Source organism: Methyloversatilis sp. NSM2 (assembly GCF_038066675.1).
In the GTDB taxonomy this organism is placed as follows: Bacteria; Pseudomonadota; Gammaproteobacteria; order Burkholderiales; family Rhodocyclaceae; genus Methyloversatilis; species Methyloversatilis discipulorum_A.
Map to the genome: position 1 here is coordinate 494,794 of NZ_JBBUKV010000005.1, position 15,152 is coordinate 509,945.

At 67.2% G+C, this 15,152-nt stretch carries 13 protein-coding genes; 2 read left to right on the forward strand and 11 right to left on the reverse strand.

Annotated elements, in window-relative coordinates; translation table 11 throughout:
* Position 1: 1 nt before the first annotated feature.
* Entirely contained in the window at positions 2 to 1,393 is a 1,392-nt protein-coding gene (locus tag WJU27_RS13200; RefSeq protein WP_341422387.1) for a TAXI family TRAP transporter solute-binding subunit, read from the reverse strand.
* A gap of 204 nt (positions 1,394 to 1,597) precedes the next feature.
* Here WJU27_RS13200 and WJU27_RS13205 point away from each other — a divergent pair, with 204 nt between their 5' ends.
* Together WJU27_RS13205 and WJU27_RS13210 are read left to right on the forward strand one after the other, a co-directional pair.
* A complete protein-coding gene (locus tag WJU27_RS13205) occupies positions 1,598 to 2,635 on the forward strand; it encodes an HD domain-containing phosphohydrolase (protein WP_029143503.1) in 1,038 nt (345 codons plus the stop codon).
* 3 nt (positions 2,636 to 2,638) lie between these two features.
* Positions 2,639 to 5,740, forward strand: coding sequence for an ATP-binding protein (locus WJU27_RS13210; protein ID WP_341422388.1), 3,102 nt, complete (start codon positions 2,639 to 2,641; stop codon positions 5,738 to 5,740).
* On the opposite strand, the gene WJU27_RS13215 is transcribed toward WJU27_RS13210, so the two are convergent.
* The 10 genes from WJU27_RS13215 to WJU27_RS13260 all read right to left on the reverse strand — a co-directional run bounded on the left by WJU27_RS13215 (position 5,741) and on the right by WJU27_RS13260 (position 15,152).
* Positions 5,741 to 6,394 (reverse strand): laminin B domain-containing protein, encoded by a 654-nt coding sequence (locus WJU27_RS13215; protein WP_341422389.1) that lies wholly within the window; start codon positions 6,392 to 6,394, stop codon positions 5,741 to 5,743.
* Positions 6,395 to 6,492: 98 nt separating this feature from the next.
* Positions 6,493 to 6,891 carry a lactoylglutathione lyase gene (gloA, locus tag WJU27_RS13220; protein ID WP_304005425.1) on the reverse strand — a complete coding sequence of 133 codons (399 nt, stop codon included), beginning with the start codon at positions 6,889 to 6,891 and terminating at the stop codon, positions 6,493 to 6,495.
* Positions 6,892 to 7,058: 167 nt separating this feature from the next.
* A complete protein-coding gene (locus WJU27_RS13225; RefSeq protein ID WP_341422390.1) occupies positions 7,059 to 7,835 on the reverse strand; it encodes a M48 family metallopeptidase in 777 nt (258 codons plus the stop codon).
* Positions 7,804 to 8,547 (reverse strand): lysophospholipid acyltransferase family protein, encoded by a 744-nt coding sequence (locus WJU27_RS13230; protein WP_020163288.1) that lies wholly within the window; start codon positions 8,545 to 8,547, stop codon positions 7,804 to 7,806. Before WJU27_RS13230 ends, WJU27_RS13225 begins: the two co-directional genes overlap by 32 nt.
* On the reverse strand, positions 8,547 to 9,089 hold the full coding sequence (gene gmhB, locus WJU27_RS13235) for a D-glycero-beta-D-manno-heptose 1,7-bisphosphate 7-phosphatase (RefSeq protein WP_020163287.1): 543 nt from the start codon (positions 9,087 to 9,089) through the stop codon (positions 8,547 to 8,549). Before gmhB ends, WJU27_RS13230 begins: the two co-directional genes overlap by 1 nt.
* 4 nt (positions 9,090 to 9,093) lie before the next feature.
* Positions 9,094 to 11,199, reverse strand: a complete 2,106-nt coding sequence (gene glyS / locus WJU27_RS13240; protein WP_341422391.1) for a glycine--tRNA ligase subunit beta — start codon at positions 11,197 to 11,199, stop codon at positions 9,094 to 9,096.
* A gap of 74 nt (positions 11,200 to 11,273) precedes the next feature.
* Entirely contained in the window at positions 11,274 to 12,224 is a 951-nt protein-coding gene (gene glyQ, locus WJU27_RS13245) for a glycine--tRNA ligase subunit alpha (protein ID WP_019915440.1), read from the reverse strand.
* Positions 12,225 to 12,262: 38 nt separating this feature from the next.
* Positions 12,263 to 13,723, reverse strand: a complete 1,461-nt coding sequence (gene lnt, locus WJU27_RS13250; RefSeq protein WP_341422392.1) for an apolipoprotein N-acyltransferase — start codon at positions 13,721 to 13,723, stop codon at positions 12,263 to 12,265.
* A complete protein-coding gene (locus WJU27_RS13255; RefSeq protein ID WP_341422393.1) occupies positions 13,720 to 14,577 on the reverse strand; it encodes an HlyC/CorC family transporter in 858 nt (285 codons plus the stop codon). Before WJU27_RS13255 ends, lnt begins: the two co-directional genes overlap by 4 nt.
* 92 nt (positions 14,578 to 14,669) lie before the next feature.
* A complete protein-coding gene (locus WJU27_RS13260) occupies positions 14,670 to 15,152 on the reverse strand; it encodes an OmpA family protein (protein ID WP_341422394.1) in 483 nt (160 codons plus the stop codon).

A 15,152-nucleotide genomic window follows, 5' to 3' on the forward strand; every position in this document is an offset into this window, starting at 1 on the left:
GTCAGGACGGCGCCGTTTCGGTTCCTGCGCCCTGCGGATTTTCGTGCGCCGCGCCGTCCGGTATGCCCTGCAGACGCCGCCGCACCATGTGGATGTGGGCACGCAACTGGTAGTGGTAATCGGAATGCGCCAGCGGCACGTGGATGCGCGCGACCGCCGCCTCGATGCGGTCGATGTCGTCCAGCCACTCGGCCCGGCTGCGTGTCTGATCCGGCAGCATGGCCTGACGTTCGACGTCCTTCAGTTCGCCGTACCAGCGGTACAGCTTGCTGCGCACGCGCCAGACGTAGAGCTGCGGCAGGATCTTGAACAGCGGGACCGCCAGGGCCAGCAGCGGCACCAGCAGCACCAGCATGCGATCGAACAGATTGGCGATCGAGAACGGCAGGTAGCGCTGCAGGAAAGGCGGGCCGACCTCGTAGAAGCGCTTGGCGCGCGGGTGCAGTTCGAAGTCGCCGCCGTCCGCCTTCGGGAACTCGCCCGGCCGCTGGAACACGCTGGCCTCGGCATGCGCCGGCTTCATCGCGCCCAGCATCAGGTCGATCAGCGCCGGGTGCGTGTCTTCGCGCGCCACCATATAGGCCTGTGTCGCCACCAGTGACACATCCTTCGGCGGAATGTCGCGCACGAAATCGATGGCGCCGCGCGGCAGCGTCAGCATGGTCAGATGCGGGAAGCGGCGCGAGTATGCGGACGCCTGCGTCATGCTCATCAGCGACACGCCATCCGAATACAGCAGCGCCCAGACGCTGGCCGAATGCACCGCACCAACCACCACCAGCGCGTCGATGCGGCGGTCGCGCAGCGCGGTGACGCCGGCGATTCCGCTCAGCGGCAGCAGGCGCCGCTTGTCGTCCGCCATGCCGTGCGCCGCCAGCATCTGCAGCGCAAGATGGCGGGTGCCACTGCCCTCCGGCCCGACGCCGATGCGCAGGCCCTTCAGCTGGTCCAGCCGCTCCAGCCCGGGCCGGCCACGGTAGAACACCCACACCGGCTCGTAATAGGCGGCCCCGAGAGAAAGCAGGCCGGGCGGGTGATCTTCCGCGCTGCCGCCCTGGACGAAAGCGAAATCGACGGTCTGTTCCGGGTCGTTCAGGCGCTTCAGATTCTCGATCGAACCGGCGCTTTCGAGCAGCTTCACGCCGACGCCGAAGGGCTCGATCAGCGGCTTGTAGCGCGCGCAGAAGGATTCGTAGGCAGACCCCTGGGCACCGCAGGAAATCGTCGTCTGGTCAGGCGGCGCCGGCTTGATGTAGCGGGCGGCGAACCAGAAACCGGCGGCGATGATGAGCAGGGCTGGCAGGCCGAGCGCGAACATGTCGCGGAAGGACAGCTGGCGCAGCCAGTTGCGCAGCGCGGAAGCGCGAAGCGTGTAGGGCGTCGGAGCATTCATCGGGCAGTAGGTTAGCGCGCCGACCGGGCTTGCGCACGGCCGGATGCCCTCGCGCGCATCTGTTTCATTCTGTCAGCCACGATCCCGGCCATCTAAAGTCGCCCGCGCGCGGCGCCGTTATTCATTCGTGCGGAAAGGATGGATCGGGCGGGCCGATCGGGCACCGCCGCACATCGAAAAAGATACGCACACGGGGTGCCCTGGATGAATGTAGTGGTCGTGGATGACGCGCAGGTGAATCTGGTTCTGATGTCTGCGCTGCTGGGCAAGCTGCCGGACGTGGAATCGACCTGTTTCCTGTCACCGTCCGAGGCGCTCGAACACTGCATGCGCGAGGACCCGGATCTGGTCATCGTCGATTACATGATGCCGGACATGGATGGCATCGAATTCATCCGGCGCTTCCGCTCAAATCTGGCGCGCACCCAGACACCGCTGCTGATGGTCACCGCCGACCACGAGCGCGAAGTGCGCTACCGCGCGCTGGAATCCGGCGCCAACGATTTCCTGACCAAGCCGGTGGATCGTGTCGAGTTCACCTCGCGCGTCCGCAACATGCTGTCGCTGAGGCGCAGCCAGGTCGTGCTGGCCAACCACGCCCGCGTACTGGCCGAAGAGGTCCGCCGTGCTACCGCAGAAATTTTCGAACGCGAGCGCGAAACGCTGAACAAGCTGGCGCGCGCCGCCGAATTCCGCGACCCAGAGACCGGCGCGCACATCCTGCGCATGGCTCACTTCTCGGCGCTGATCGCACGCGAAATGGGTCTCGACGCCGACATGGAGGAGGCCCTGCTGATCGCTGCACCGATGCACGACGTCGGCAAGCTGGGCACGCCGGATCACATCCTGCTCAAGCCGGGCCGCCTCGACCCGGACGAGTTCGAAATCATGAAGCAGCACGCCACCATCGGCCACGAAATCCTGAAGGACTCCGCCTCGCCCTACATGCAGTTGGCGGCGACGATTGCGCTCAGTCACCACGAGAAATTCGACGGCAGCGGCTACCCGAAGGGCCTTGCCGGTGATGCCATACCGCTGGTCGGGCGCATCGTCGCGGTGGCCGATGTGTTCGACGCGCTGACCTCGTCGCGCCCCTACAAGCAGGCGTGGGCGGTCGAACGCGCGGGCGACTTCCTTGCCGATGGCAGGGGGCGACATTTCGATCCGGCCTGCGTCGATGCCATGCTCGGGCGCTGGGACGAAGTGCAGAACATTCGTGCGCGCTTCCGGGACGAAGACTGATCCATGAATCCGTCAGCCTTCGGGCCGCACCGCCTGCTGCTGCGCATCACCGCATTGTTTGCGCTCGCCTTCGGCGTCGGCGCGGCGGGTAATGCGCTGTACACGGCGAGCGAACAGACGCACGAAACACTGCGCCTGCTTGAACGCGGCGCGCTGGCCGAGACGCACACCATCGCCGCCAGCCTGGCGGCCGACATCGAATACGACCGCGACGCCCTGGTCGCGCTGCGGCCGCGGCTGCCCGACACGGCCGTGCTGCTGGCGGCGGCGCTGGTCACGCCGAACGGCGAAGTCCTGTCGGCACTCCGACGCGCCGGCGATGGCGCCTGGCGCACGGCCGACACCCGCCCGACCGACGCGCCGCCACCGGGCCTGATCGCGCGTGCGCGCGCTGCGGCAGAGGACGATGCGGGGCGGCGGATCGTCGTCAGCTGGGTGCCGCTGGTGGCCGGCGGACAGACCGTATGGCTGCGCACCGAGACCGATACACCGGAAGCGCGCGAAGTGCATGCGCACATTCTGCGTGACAGCCTGCTGCACGGGCTGTTCGCTCTGCTGCTCGGCGCTGGCGCGCTCTACCTGCTGCTGCGCCGGCCGCTGGCCGCGCTGAACCAGTGCACCGACTTCGCCGAAAAGCTGGACCAGGCGATGGGCGAAACCCTGCCAACCGCGACCGGCTCGCATGAAACCGATCGGCTGACACGGGCGCTGAACTGGGCCTCGCTGAGCCTGTACGACCAGCGCAGCGCACTGGCCGAAAGCGAAGCACGCACCGGTGCGATTCTCGGTGCGGCGCTGGACGCAGTGATCACCTTCGACGGCTTCGGCAACGTGATCGAATACAACCCGGCTGCGGAACGCATGCTGGGCTGGACGGCTGCCGAGGCGATGCAGCACCCGGTGATCGAGCTGCTGGTGGCCCCCTCCGAACGCGAGCCGGGTCAGCACGACCTGCTGCAGTGGCTGAGCCGCCACTTCGATTCCGTCATCGGACATCACATGGAGCTGGACATCCGCCACCGCAGCGGTCGCCGCTTCCCCGCCCAACTGGCCATCACCTCGACGCACATGAAGGGGCGTGCGCTGTTCACCGCCTTCATTTCCGACATCAGCGAGCGACGCGCGGTGCACGAGCAGATGATGCAGGCGCGTGACGCCGCCGAGGCAGCAAGCCGCGCCAAGAGCGACTTCCTGGCCAATATGAGCCACGAAATCCGCACGCCTATGAACGCCATCATGGGCATGACCGAACTGGCGCTCGACACCGACCTGACCGGCGAACAGCGTGAGTACCTGACACTGGTGAAGCAGTCGTCGGACACACTGCTGACGCTGATCGACGACATCCTCGACTTCTCGAAGATCGAAGCCGGGCACCTGGACTTCGAACACATTCCGTTCAGCCTGCGCGAGGTGATCGGCAGCATCGTGCGCACGCTGGCGCCCAAGCCGGGACGTCCGGTACAGCTCGGCTGCCGCATCGATCCGTCGGTGACCGACGGCGTCGTCGGCGATCCGGTCAGGCTGCGTCAGGTGCTGACCAATCTGATCGGCAACGCATTGAAGTTCACCGAGCGCGGCAGCGTCGACCTGTCGGTCACGCTCGACCGCCAGGACGAAGGCGTGCAGGGCCTGCGCTTCGCGGTGCGCGACACCGGCATCGGCATTCCGGCAGACAAGCAGGCGCTCATCTTCGACGCCTTCTCGCAGGCGGACAGTTCGACCACCCGCCGCTTCGGCGGTACCGGTCTCGGCCTTGCCATCTGCACGCGGCTGGTCAAGCGCATGGGCGGCAGGCTGGAAGTGATCAGCGCACCAGGCGAGGGATCGACCTTTCATTTCACCGTCCCGTTCGCCAGCGCACGCGCCGGCGAACTGGCATCGCAGGAAACCGGCTCGCTGGAGCGCATGCCTCTGCTGGTGATCGAGCCCGACCCGGCATCGCGTACGCAACTCGCCGCCCAGCTCGCGCAGTGGCAGATGGCGGCGCGGCTGTGCGCCGATCTCGACGAAGGCATCGGTGCCATCGTCGCCGCCGAGAGCGAGGCACAGTGCTTCCGCGCACTGCTGGTAGCGGAGGACCTCGCCGCACGCGACGGCTGGGCGCTGGTGCATGCGCTGAAGGGACAGTGCGCCGCCGAACTGCCCATCATCCTGTTGCACGACGGTGCCGCACCGGGCGCCAGCGCCCTGCCGGCCGGCATCAGCGGCAGCGTCGCCCGGCCCGCGCAGACTGCAGCCCTGCTCGACGCGCTGATGGCCGCGACGGGCACCGGCACGACCGGCCAGCGGCGCAGCATTCCGGTGACCGAGGGCGGAGAAGGACGCCGTCTCAACATCCTGCTGGCCGAAGACAACCCGGTGAACCAGACGCTTGCAGTGCGCCTGCTGGAGCGCCTGGGCCACCAAGTCGACGTGGCGGCGAACGGCCTCGAAGCCGTCGCGAAGGCAGCCTGCATCCGCTACGACGTCATCCTGATGGACCTGCAGATGCCGCAGATGGGCGGCTTCGACGCCACGCGTCACATCCGCGCACAGGACGGCGAGCGCCACACGCCCATCGTGGCGATGACGGCGCACGCAATGGCTGGCGACCGTGAGAAGTGCTTTGCCGCCGGCATGGACGCCTACGTGTCGAAACCGATACAGGTTCCGGCACTGATACGCGCACTGGAAGAGGCATTGCAGAAGCCGGCGTCGGCGCCGGCCGAACGCCCCGAGGAGTGCATGGGCAAGGCGGACGGCACGCACGCCGCGCAGTTCGACCGCGCGTTCACGCTCGGCAATCTGGGCGGCGACGAAGTGCTGATGCGCGACATCATCGTGCTCTTCCTGCGCGACTACCGGACCATGCTGGGTGCGTTGCGCGAGGCACGGTCGGTATCGCGCGATGCGCTTGCGGCCGAGGCGCACACGCTCAAGGGTACGGTGCGCAATTTCGGCGGCACCCGAGCCGCCGGCATCGCCGGGCGGCTTGAACGCGGTGGCGCCGCTGCGCCGGACGACGCCGGCACCGACCTGCTGATCGACCAGCTGGAAACCGAGGTGGAGGCCCTGGCCGCCGAACTGCGGGCGGAACTGCAGGCCGCCCGCGTCGCAGCCTGATCAGCCGAAACGTCGCCGCGCCACAGCGGCGACCAGCGCCACGCCGGACAGCATCAGCGCCCACGATGCAGGCTCGGGCACGGCGGTGATGGCGACGTTGTCGAGCGCCGTCGTCTCCACCACCCCGGAGATGTACTCGCCACGGATGCGCAACCGCTGCAGGTCGCCGAGTACGGATTGCACCTGCGCAGCCGTCGCGAAACTTCCGCCCAGTCCGCCTACGCGCCAGCTACCCTCCGCCAGCGTCACCGTAAAGTCGGTCCAGTCGATGCCCGGCTGGTAGTCGTGCTGGAACACCAGCACCAGACCCGCGCCATTCACCAGCACCACGTCCGGGTCATCGCGCCATTGCGGCGTCTGCACCGACAAGGTCTGACTGTAGCGCAGCGTACCGCCGTAATAGCCCGACAGGTCGCCGAGGAAGGATTCCGGCGCCTCGAAGAAGAAGCTCATCGCCGACGGATCGGTGTAGCGGATGAACTGGCCTTCCTCGTCGTAGTCGGGTGTAAAGGAGCCGCCCAAGGAATCGAAGGGCGGATTGGTGTCGGATACCGTCCAGCCGTCATTGCCGGAGTCGAAGGTACTCGACGGCGCGGCGAATGCCGCGTGGGACGCGCCGAGCGACAGCAGCAGCGCGATGATGTGGGAACGCATGTCCGACCTCCGATTCCGATGTTGGAAGCCGGCAACCTAAACCTGCAGGGCACACACGCCACGTGAATATCTCACGGACGTGCGTTGCCAGTCGCCGCTCAGCCTGCTGACTGCGAACCGCGCTGGATGAACTCGATCTTGTAGCCGTCCGGGTCCTCGACGAAGGCAATCACGGTCGAACCGTGCTTCATCGGGCCGGCCTCACGCACCACCTTGCCGCCGCGCGCCTTCACCTGATCACAGGCGGCGTAGGCGTCGTCGACCTCGAGCGCGATGTGCCCGTAGGCGTTGCCGAGGTCGTACTTGTCGGTATCCCAGTTGTGGGTCAGTTCGAGCACCGCGCCGTCGGCTTCGTCCTGGTAGCCGACGAAGGCCAGCGTGAACTTGCCGTCCGGATAGTCCTTGCGGCGCAGCACGCGCATGCCGAGGACACTGGTGTAGAAATCGATTGAGCGGTCGAGATTGCCGACGCGCAGCATGGTGTGAAGGATGCGCATGTGTGAGTCCTCATTTCAGTTCAGCACGGCCGTTCCGAAGGAACTGACCTTCCCCTTGCGGGGGGTGAGGCAGGGGTTTCGCGGCGAATTGCGCCGCGCCTGCCGAACGGGTCGGCTGTGCAAAGCCCACCCTGTACGTGCCTGGCGAGTAAGGGGGCTGTTTCATTTTAGGGGGCGACGATGCGCCCCGGGTGGTGCGCGCGCAGCTCGCGCCGCGCCGCCTCGAAACCGGGCAGGATGGCGGCCACGGTATCCCAGAACGCCCGCGAGTGATTCAGTTCCTTAAGGTGCGCAAGTTCGTGCGCAATCACGTAATCGATCAGCGCCGGCGAGAAATGTATCAGTCGCCAGTTCAGCCGGATCACGCCCTGTGCGGTGCACGAGCCCCACAGCGTGTTGGCCGAACTGAGCACCACCCGTTCGGGCGCCACGCCGATGCGCGCGCCCAGTTCGATCGCGCGGCGGGTGAACAGCGCCAGCGCCTCCTGCTGCAGGAAGCCGCACACCGCGTCGCGCACGCGGTCGTGGTCGGCGTCGGCCGGCAGCGGCAGGCGCAGCACCTCGTTGTCGATCAACGGTCGCGCGCAGGTGTCACCGAGGCGCAGCATGACGTGCGTACCCAGCCAGGGCAGTCGGGCGCCGTCGCGCCAGTCGGTGCGCACCGGGGCACGACGGGCACGCACTTCGCCCAGCTTGGTGAATATCCAGCGTTGCTTCTCGCGCAGCGCTTCTTCGATCTGCGGCAGGGTCACCCAGTGCGGCGCGGTCACGCGCAGGCCGGATTCACCGATGGAAAAGCCGATCGAGTTGCGGCGGCTGCGACGCAGTGCGTACTCGATGATCTGCTGACCGAGCACGATGTGGCGACCGCGCGGCTGCGGCGGCGCGTTGTCCGGCGTATCGAGCGCCAATTCAAGCTGCTGCGGGCTGTGGGTTTGAGCCATAGTGATGCGGGAACAGTCTGCGCATTTCACTTTCGATCCAGGCTTGAGCCTGCCCGTTGATCTGTTCCGCCGTCAAGCCCTGCGTGTCGATCGCCGGTCCGATGCTCACCGTGATTTCGCCCGGCAGCTTGAGGAAGGCATTGCGCTTCCAGAAGTCGCCGGCGTTGTGCGCGATCGGCACCACCGGCGCACCGGTCACCTCGGCCAGCCGCGCGCCGCCTATCTTGTAGCGCTTCGTGTGCCCGGGTGGCATGCGCGTGCCCTCGGGAAAAACGGTCACCCAGAAACCGAGGTCGAGCAGGCGAGCGCCCTGCTCCTCGACCTGTTTGAGTGCGTCCTTGCCGGCGCCGCGGTCGATCGCGATCATCGGCATGCAACCGAGGCCCCAGCCGAAGAACGGTATGCGCAGCAGCTCGCGCTTGAACACGAAGGCGACCGGCGGCAGGAATACCTGCAGCGCCATCGTTTCCCACGCCGACTGGTGCTTGCACAGCACCACTGCCTTGCCCTTGGGCAGGTTCTCGCTGCCGATGACGCGGTGGCGCAGACCAACGATGACGCGCAGTGCAAACATCGTCAGATGCGTCCACAACCCGATCAGGCGATAGCGCACATGGGGCGGCAGCGGCCGCGCCAGGATGGCGATCAGCGAAAACGGCGGCGTGATGACGAAGAGGAAGACGAAGAACAGCAGCGAGCGGACGAAGGGCATCAGTCGGTATTCACCGTGAGTGCACGCACATAGGCGGCGAGGTTGTCATGAACCGGCGTGCCAGGCGGCAGCTCGGGATCGGCTTCGGTCTTCCCGCCCTTGCCGGTGCGTACCAGCACCGGCTGCGCACCGGCGGCGACGGCCGACTGCAGGTCGCGCAGGCTGTCGCCGACCACCGGCACGTCGTTCAGGTCAACATTGAAGCGCTCGGCGATCTCCAGCAGCATGCCCGGCTTCGGCTTGCGACAGGCGCACTTGGAATCGGCCGCGTGCGGACAGAAGAAGATGGCGTCGATGCGGCCGCCGGCCTGCGCCACCGTGCGGTGCATCTTGTCATGGATGGCGGCCAGCGTATCCATGTCGAACAGACCGCGGCCCACACCCGACTGGTTGGTCGCCACCACCACGCGCCAGCCCCACTGGTTCAGCAGCGCGATCGCCTCCATCGACCCTTCGATCGGTCGCCATTCCTGCGGCGACTTGATGAATTGATCGGAGTCGTAGTTGATGACACCGTCACGGTCGAGAATGATGAGCTTCACCCGCTCAGTCCTTCAGCTCAAGGCGGGAAATGTCGGCCACTGCATTCATCGCTGCCGCCAGTTCGCCCAGCAGCGCGAGGCGGTTGGCGCGCACCTTGAGGTCGTCGGCATTGACCATCACGTCGTCGAAGAAGCGGTCGACCGGCGCGCGCAGCTGCGCCAGTGCGGTCAGTGCTTCGGCGTAGCGGCCCGCGTCGAGATCGGCACGCAGCGCCGGCTGCACCGCCGTCAGCGCGGCGTGCAGGTCACGCTCGGCGGCTTCGGCAAACAGGGCCGCGTCGACACCGACCGCCACGCCGTCCGCCTTCTTCAGGATGTTCACGATGCGCTTGTTGGCAGCGGCCAGCGACTGCGCCTCCGGCAGCGCCGAGAAGGCAACCACGGCTGCCAGCTTGGCCGGCACCAGGTCGATGCGCGTCGGTCGCAGCGCCAGCACGGCGTCGATCGCACGCGCATCGTGACCGGCTTCGCGCAGCAGGTTGCGCAGGCGCTCGAACATGAAGTCCAGCAGTTGCGCCTCGAAGTTCGCCGCGTCGCCCTCGCCCACCTGGCCAGCGCGGAAACCGCCGCGCGCGGCGGCAATCAGTTCGGCGAGATCCAGCGGCAGCGGCGTTTCCATCAGGATGCGCAGCACGCCGAGCGCGGCGCGGCGCAGCGCGAACGGGTCCTTGTCGCCGGTCGGGATCTGCCCGATGCCGAAGAAGCCGGCCAGCGCGTCGATCTTGTCGGCCAGCGACACCGCACACGCGACGGCGCCATCCGGCAGCGCGTCGCCGGCGAAGCGCGGGCGGTAGTGCTGCTCGACCGCCTGCGCGACGACCTCGGCTTCGCCGTCGTGCTGTGCGTAGTAACGCCCCATCACGCCCTGCAGCTCGGGGAACTCGCCCACCATGTCGGTCATCAGGTCGGCCTTGGCCAGCAGGCCGGCGCGCGCCGCCTGCATCACGGCGGCGCCGAGGCGGCCGCCGATGTCGGTGGCCAGACGCTGGATGCGCATGACGCGGTCGAACTGGCTGCCCAGGCGGTTGTGATAGACCACCGCCTCCATCTTCGGAATGCGCGCGGCCAGCGGCGTCTTCTTGTCCTGCTCGAAGAAGAAGCGCGCGTCCGACAGGCGGGCGCGGACCACGCGCTCGTTGCCGGACACGATGTTGTGCGGGTCGGCCACCTGCATGTTGGACACCACCAGGAAGCGGTTCAGCAACTTGCCGTTGGCATCGAGCAGCGGGAAATACTTCTGGTTGGCCTTCATCGTCAGGATGAGGCATTCCTGCGGCACGGCGAGGAAGTCCGGTTCGAACTGCGCGACATAGACATTCGGGTTTTCGACCAGCGCCGTCACTTCGTCGATCAGCGCCGCGTCATCGACGTGGTGCACGCCGTTGCCGATGTCGGCGCAGACGTGCGCCAGCCGCTGCACGATGAGCGCGCGGCGTGCCTCGAAGGACGCCATCACCGCGCCGCGCTCGTACAGCGCACGCGCGTATTCGTCGGCGTTCGCCAGTGTCACTTCGCCCTCACCCATGAAGCGGTGGCCGCGCGTGCTGCGACCGGAGACGTGGCCGAAGGCCTGGCCCGGCACGACGCGGTCGCCGTGCAGCAGCACCAGACCGTGCACCGGCCGCACGAACTGGTAGTCGCAGTCGGCCCAGCGCATCAGCTTCGGAATCGGCAGCTTCTTCAGCGCTTCGAGCACGATGCCGGCCAGCACCTCGTCAAGCGCGGCGCCCGGCACCGTCATCGCGTAGAACAGCGTTTCGCTCTTGCCGTCCATGCGACGGGTGAACTGCGGCAGCGCCTCGGCCGGAATGTTCTTGGACTGCAGCTTCTTCAGCAGCGCCGGTGTCGGCTTGCCATCGGCATCAAGCGCGACGGCGACCGGCATCAGCTTTTCATCGACCACCGCATCGGGCGCGCGGTCGGTCACGCCCTGCACGGTCAGCGCGAGACGGCGCGGGCTGGCGTAGCGGTCCATGCGCGCGTCGGCAGCGACCAGCTTGCGCTCGACCAGCGCCTTGAACACCGCGTCGGCAAACACCTCGCCCAGGCGCGACAGCGCCTTGGGCGGCAATTCTTCGGTCAGCAGTTCGACCAGCAATGTGGCTTGCATAGCTCTTCCAGAGGGCCGCCGCAGCGGCCTCAAAACAGTTCTGTCGGATCAGGACGGGGCAAGAATGACGCAACTCAGGCGGCGCGCAGCGCTTCGATGCGCTGACACTCTTCCTCGCCGAGCAATGCGCGCAGGCGCGGGCTGCTCAGGTCGGCCATCGGGAAACCGCGCTGTTCGCGCGAGGCGTAGTAGGCCTGCGCCACCAGCCGTGCCAGCGCGCGCACGCGGCCGATGTAGGCAGCGCGCTCGGTCACTGAAATGGCGCCGCGCGCATCGAGCAGGTTGAAGCTGTGCGAGGCCTTCATCACCATTTCGTAACCGGGCAGCGGCAGACCGGCTTCGATCAGGCGCTTCGCCTCCGACTCGTAATCGCCGAACTGGCGGAACAGCCATTCGACGTTCGAATGTTCGAAGTTGTAGGTCGACTGTTCGACCTCGTTCTGGTGATACACGTCGCCATAGCGGATGCCCGGTGCCCACACCAGGTCGTACACGTTCTCGACGCCCTGCAGGTACATGGCCAGGCGCTCGGCGCCGTAGGTGATTTCGCCGAGCACCGGCTTGCACGGAATCGAACCCACTTCCTGGAAGTAGGTGAACTGCGTCACTTCCATGCCGTCCAGCCACACTTCCCAGCCCAGGCCCCAGGCGCCCAGCGTCGGCGACTCCCAGTCGTCCTCGACGAAGCGGATGTCATGCTGCGAAGGATCGAGACCGAGTGCGCGCAGGCTGTCGATGTACAGCTCCTGGATGTTCGGCGGCGACGGCTTCAACGCGACCTGGAACTGGTAGTAGTGCTGCAGACGGTTCGGGTTCTCGCCATAGCGGCCATCCTTCGGCCGGCGCGAGGGCTGCACGTATGCGGCGCGCCAGGGCTCGGGGCCGATGGCGCGCAGGAAGGTGGCGGTGTGGAAGGTTCCGGCACCGACCTCGATGTCATAAGGTTGAAGCAGCGCGCAGTTCTGCTCGCCCCAGAAACGGGACAGACGCAGCAGCACTTCCTGGAATGTGGGTGCAGCAGACATGGAGCCAGACCGTGAGGGAAAGGCGGGATTTTACCGGCTCAGCCTCTTTTGCGCTGCACCGCGGCAACGATGATGACGGCAAGCGCCAGCAGCAGCACCGGCCCATTGCCCCAGCGCATGAAAGGGGTGAGGCCCTGGTAGCCCTGCAGCTCGACGCGCAGGGCCGCGCGGGTGAAAGGCGGCAGCGCCGCGACGACGCGGCCGTCCGGCTGTATGGCCGCGGTCATGCCGGTGTTGGTCGCGCGCAGCATCGGCCGACCGAGTTCGAGCGCGCGGATCTGCGCAATCTGCAGGTGCTGCGGCTGCGCCCACGAATCCCCGAACCAGGCGGTGTTCGACACATTGACCAGCAGCGTGGCGTCGCGCGCGGCATCGATCAGCTCCTCGCCGAACACGTCCTCATAGCAGATGTTCACCGCCACCTTCTCACCGGCCAGCGCCAGCGGCGGCTGCACCTTCGCGCCGCGACCGAAGTCGGACATCGGAATGGACAGCAGCTGCAGCGTCCACGCGAACAGCGGTGGCGTGAACTCGCCGAAGGGCACCAGATGCGACTTGCTGTAGCGTGCATCGTCGCGGCCGAGCGCCACCGCGCTGTTGAAGTAGCGCGCGCGCCCATCGACCTCGCCCAGCGTGACCGCACCCATCAGCACATCGCGCCCGGTAGCGCGCACGGCGGCCAGCCAGGCCGGATCGATTTCAGCGTAGGGCAAGGGGATGGCCGTCTCCGGCAGCACCACCAGATCGGCCGGCCAGGCGCGCGCGAGGTCGAGATAGGTCTGCATCGAATCGGGCAGCCGCTCGGGCACCCACTTCATGCTCTGTTCTATATTCCCCTGCAGCAGGCTCACCGTGAGCGCGCGGCCGGTCGCTTCGGTCCAGCGCACGCTGCCGAGCAGGCCGCCGACCAACAGCAGCGCTGCCAGCGACAGCAGCACCGGGCGCAGCGCGATGCGCCGCAGCACGAACAGCGCGAGCACACCGGCCATCAGCGCGGCGACAAAACCGGCGCCGTGCACGCCGAACAGCGGCACGTAGCCGGCGAGCGGGCTCGGCGTCGCGTGCGCATAGCCGCTGGCCAGCCAGGGGAAGCCGGTGAACAGCGTGCCGCGCAGCCACTCCGACGACACCCACAGCGCGGCGAACAGCCAGGGCGTCAGCGCCACCGACGGACGCAGCGCGCGCATGAGGGCACATACGGCAGCGGGGAACAGCGAAAGGTAGGCGCAGAACAGCACGGTGGCCAGCAGCGACAGCGGCAAGGGCATGCCGCCGAACTGGCTCAGGCTGACATTGACCCAGGACACGCCGGCGAGGAACCAGCCCATGCCGAAGGCAAAGCCGGTCAGCGCGGCAGCGCGGACAGAGAGCGTGTCGACCAGCCACAGCAGCGTAGCCAGCGCGACGACCGGCAGTGCGAACACGCCGAAGGGCGCGAAACCGCCAACCGCCAGCGTACCGGCCGCAGCAGCAGCGGCCAGTCGGACGGCCGGCCTCATTCGACGGCGGACGGTGCGGCCGGAGGCGCGATGCGATCGACCATCAGCGTGTGCACGCGACGACTGTCGGCGCGCAGCACGGTGAAGCGCAGCGCGTCGATCTGCACCACCTCGCCGCGCTTGGGCAGACGACCGATCTGGTGGATGACCAGCCCGCCCACGGTGTCGTAGGCGTCATCGTCGAAGGTGGTGCCGAACACTTCGTTGAAGTCCTCGATTTCGGTGCCGGCCTTGACCCGGTAACGACCGGTCTGGTCGACTCGGATGTTGTCGGCCGACTCGTCGAAGTCGTACTCGTCCTCGATGTCGCCGACGATCTGCTCCAGCACGTCCTCGATGGTGACGAGGCCGGCGACGCCGCCGTATTCGTCGACCACGATGGCCATGTGGTTGCGGCTGGCGCGGAATTCGCGCAGCAGCACGTTCAGACGCTTCGATTCGGGAATAAATACCGCCGGCCGCAGCATGTCGCGCAGGCTGTCGTCGTCGCCCGACATGAGGCGCAACAGATCCTTGGCGAGCAGGATGCCAATCACGTCGTCGCGGTTCTCGCCGATCACCGGGAAACGCGAGTGCGCGGTGCGCAGTGCGGTCTGCACGATCTTGTCGAGCGGATCGTCGATGTCGATCACGTCCATCTGTGCGCGCGGAATCATCACTTCGCGCACCGGCATGTCCGACACCTGGAGCGCACCCTCGATGATGGAGAGGGCGTCGGCGTCCAGCAGATTGCGTTCGAAGGCGGAGTGCAGCAGCACCAGCAGTTGTTCTCTGTCTTCCGGCTCGCGCATCAGCAGATGCGACAGCCGCTCGAGAAAACCGGGGCGCTGCGAAGGTGAGGAACTACTGTCCATGCGGGACGCGGGAAACGAACACGCCGGCAGTGTAACCCGGCCAGCGTGTCGGTTTCGAGTCAGGCATCCGGAATGTCCCGGATGTCACGGCCTTACTGGACGCGCAGCTCGACCCGTCGCGCCTCTTCCGGCGGGCCGTCGGCAGCGGTGATTTCCGGCTTACGCAGCTTGATGCCGGCTTCGGAGACGCCCGCCGCGACCAGCGCGTCGCGCACCGCGAGCGCCCGCGCCTTGGCCAGTTCGGCGTTCTGGGCGGCATCCCCCGACGGGTCGTGGAAGCCGGACAGCAGCACGATGGCGTCCGGCGTCGCGCTCAGCGCAGCCTGCGCCCGCGCCACGGCATCGGCCAGATCGGCGCCGGGTTCGGCACTGCCGACAGCGAAATAGATGCGCGCCAGCGCCTCGCCCACCGGCTCGGGCACCTCGATCACCTCCACCACCTCGACCACTGCAGCATCCGTACCCGGCTTGCCGGCCAGCGATACCGCGAACCCCACCACCGCCGCGACGACCGCGATCACGATGATGGCCACCACCCGCAAACCGACATTGCTGTCGTCGTCCTGATCCGACAT

Excerpts from the sequence above, each read along its gene's own strand:
- WJU27_RS13200 (WP_341422387.1), bottom strand. The coding sequence starts at position 1,393 with ATGAATGCTCCGACGCCCTACACGCTTCGCGCTTCCGCGCTGCGCAAC.
- WJU27_RS13205 (WP_029143503.1), top strand. The coding sequence starts at position 1,598 with ATGAATGTAGTGGTCGTGGATGACGCGCAGGTGAATCTGGTTCTGATG.
- WJU27_RS13210 (WP_341422388.1), top strand. The coding sequence starts at position 2,639 with ATGAATCCGTCAGCCTTCGGGCCGCACCGCCTGCTGCTGCGCATCACC.
- WJU27_RS13215 (WP_341422389.1), bottom strand. The coding sequence starts at position 6,394 with ATGCGTTCCCACATCATCGCGCTGCTGCTGTCGCTCGGCGCGTCCCAC.
- gloA (WP_304005425.1), bottom strand. The coding sequence starts at position 6,891 with ATGCGCATCCTTCACACCATGCTGCGCGTCGGCAATCTCGACCGCTCA.
- WJU27_RS13225 (WP_341422390.1), bottom strand. The coding sequence starts at position 7,835 with ATGGCTCAAACCCACAGCCCGCAGCAGCTTGAATTGGCGCTCGATACG.
- WJU27_RS13230 (WP_020163288.1), bottom strand. The coding sequence starts at position 8,547 with ATGCCCTTCGTCCGCTCGCTGCTGTTCTTCGTCTTCCTCTTCGTCATC.
- glyS (WP_341422391.1), bottom strand. The coding sequence starts at position 11,199 with ATGCAAGCCACATTGCTGGTCGAACTGCTGACCGAAGAATTGCCGCCC.
- glyQ (WP_019915440.1), bottom strand. The coding sequence starts at position 12,224 with ATGTCTGCTGCACCCACATTCCAGGAAGTGCTGCTGCGTCTGTCCCGT.
- lnt (WP_341422392.1), bottom strand. The coding sequence starts at position 13,723 with ATGAGGCCGGCCGTCCGACTGGCCGCTGCTGCTGCGGCCGGTACGCTG.
- WJU27_RS13255 (WP_341422393.1), bottom strand. The coding sequence starts at position 14,577 with ATGGACAGTAGTTCCTCACCTTCGCAGCGCCCCGGTTTTCTCGAGCGG.
- WJU27_RS13260 (WP_341422394.1), bottom strand. The coding sequence starts at position 15,152 with ATGTCGGATCAGGACGACGACAGCAATGTCGGTTTGCGGGTGGTGGCC.